1 protein-coding gene is annotated in these 2688 nt (G+C 76.0%); it reads left to right on the top strand.

What is annotated here, in order from left to right:
- On the top strand, nucleotides 1-2688 hold a 2688-nt coding region (locus GT354_RS42710), incomplete at both ends, for a poly(A) polymerase (RefSeq protein WP_161362256.1).

The following is a 2688-nucleotide window of genomic DNA, read 5'->3' as shown; positions in this document are numbered from 1 at the left end:
GTGGCATCGGGTGCTGTTCGTCGAGGCGGACGGCGAACTCGTCTGGGACCGCGCCACGGGCGTCGACCGCCTGGGCGCGTCGGGACTCGGCCGGGCACAGGCCCCGCGCCGGCTGCGGGCCCCCTTCTTCACCGCGCGTACGCCGCACGCGTGGGACCCGGCCGACGGGTGGCGCCCGGTGGACGGCGCGTTCCCTGCGTCGACGCCGCCGCCGACGCGTCTGCGCGTACTGACGTGGAACACACTGTGGGACCGCTACGACGGCGACCGTATCGACACCGCCGCCCGCCGGCCGCTGCTGCTCGCGGCCCTGGCGCGGGCCGATGCCGACGTCATCGCGCTGCAGGAGGTCGAGCCGGCCCTGCTCACGATGCTGACCGACGCCGCGTGGGTGCGGACCGGGTACACCCTGGGCACCGACCCGGCCGGCGACGACATCGAGCGCAACGGGCTCCTGCTGCTCAGCCGACTGCCGGTACGGGAGGCCGCCGTGCACGAACTCGGCCCGCACAAGGCGGTCACCGCCGTCACGGTGGAGACCGCCGGCGGCCCGTTGGTGCTGGCCACCACCCACTTGAGCAGCGACCACTCGGATCGCGGTGCCGACCGGCGGCGGGCCGAACTGGCCCGACTCGCCGAGGGGTTCGCGGGCGTGCCCGGTGACCTGGTCCTGGTCGGGGACTTCAACGAGGAGCACGACGGACCGGCCCATACGCTCGGCCTGCACGACGCCTGGACAGACGTGCGCGGTCCCGACGACCGCACCCCCACGTTCGACCCGTCGGCCAATCCGTTGGCCGCGGTCTCCTCGCGGTCCGGGCGAGCCGGCCGGCTGGACCGAGTGCTCGTCCGCCCGGGTGGACCGCGCGCGCTCGCGGCGAGCCTGCGCGGCGACGCGCCCACGCCCGAAGGGCTGTACGCGTCGGACCACTTCGCGGTGGAGGTCGACCTCGACCCGGTCGGGGCCGCGCGGGTGGAATCGCTCGCCGTCGACCCGACGACCCGTACCGCGGTGGCGTGGCTGCCGCCGCGCGCGTTGTGGCCGGCGATCGAGGCACTGCGCCGGGCGCACGATCCGCAGATCGACCGTTGGCCGCCGCACGTCAATCTGCTGTTCGGCTTCGTCCCGGAGTCCGCGTTCGAGCGGGCCGCCCCGCTGCTGGCCGCGGCGGCGGCCGAGTGCGCCCCGTTCGCCGCCCGACTGGACGGCGTACACACGTTCGGCACCCGGGAGGACGCCACCGTCTGGCTCGACCCGGCGGCGGCCGACGAGGCGCCGTGGGCATTGCTGCGCCGGGCCCTGGCCCGGCGATTCCCCCACTGTCGGGGCCGCGCCGAAGGCTTTACGCCGCATCTGACCCTGGGCCGGGTTCCGGATCCGCAGCGGGTCGCGGCGGCCTGCGCGGCCCGACTCGACCCCGTGTCGGCCCGGGTCGGCGACGTGGTGTTGCTCTCCCGCAGAGGCGACGAGCCGATGCGGGTGCGGGCGAGGATCGCGCTGGGTACGGGCGAACTGCGCTGGGTCGACGACCCCGGCGCGCCCGAACCGGACACCTTGCCCGAAGCCCTCGACGACCGGGCCCGGCACCTCGCCCGCAGCATCGCGAATGCGCTTCCCGAAGGCGTCGTCCACGTGGTCGGCTCACGGCGGATGGGCTGCGCGCCGGCCGGCGCGGACCTGGATCTGGTGGCGGCGCTGCCGGATGCCGTAGGCATCGCGGAGGTGCGGGCGCGGGTGACGGCCGCGCTGCCGAGTAGCACCCGGGTGCGTCCGGTCACCGGTGCGCGGGTGCCGGGGGTGCGCTTGACCGTCGGCGATCCGGGTGTCGACGGTCTGGGTGTCGACAGTCTGGGCGTCGACCTGAGCGTGGTGGCCACCGGTGCGACGGCCCCGGTCGAGGCGGTGGCCCGCCGGGCCGAAGCGGGCGAGGCCGCGGCAAGGGCGTTGAGCGCGGTCACCGACGCGGCCGCGATCCGGGCGGCCGTCGGCGACGAGCATCCGCGCTTCGCCGAGTTGGCCCGCGCGGTCAAGGTGTGGGCGAAGGCGCGGGGCCTGGACTCGGCGCCGTTCGGCGGACTGCCCGGCCTGGCCTGGGCGATCCTCGCGGCGCGCACGGTGCGGGAGTCCCGCGACGTCGGCGACGCCGACCTGCTCCGACACTTCTTCGGCACGTGGGCCGCGTGGAACTGGCGCGAACCGATCGCCCTGAGGCCATCCGCCGGCCCGGTCCCGAGCACACCGGCGGCGGTGTCGATCGTGACGCCGACCGCGCCGATCCGGCTGTGCACCGCGCAGATCGGCGCCGCCGGCCGGGACCTGCTGACCCGAGAGCTCTACCGCGCCTGGGAGATCGTGGAAGCGGCCGCTGAGACCGGAGCCGACCCCCGGCCCGAATTGCGCTCCGCGCCGGCGCTGCACCGACGGCACGCCGCGTGGGCGATCGTGACCGTACGGCCGGGCCGGGGCGAGGAGTTGGACCAGTGCGTGGGCCGCTTCCGCGGTCGAGTGCGCGTCCTGCTCGCCGCCTTGGCGGAGCACGGTACGCCCGACGCGCACGCCTGGCCCCGCCCGTTCGAGGCCGGCCCGGAGTCGGCGCGCTACGCGATCGGCCTCGGCCGCACCCCGCCGGACGCCTCTCGTCTCGCCGCGATCACCGATCGATGGGCCGGGGTTCTGCCCGGTGTGCG

This window comes from Streptomyces sp. SID3343, from assembly GCF_009865215.1.
In the GTDB taxonomy this organism is placed as follows: domain Bacteria; phylum Actinomycetota; class Actinomycetes; order Streptomycetales; family Streptomycetaceae; genus Embleya.
The sequence above is the reverse complement of the archived record's forward strand: the minus strand, read 5'-3'. Positions and strand labels throughout refer to the sequence as shown.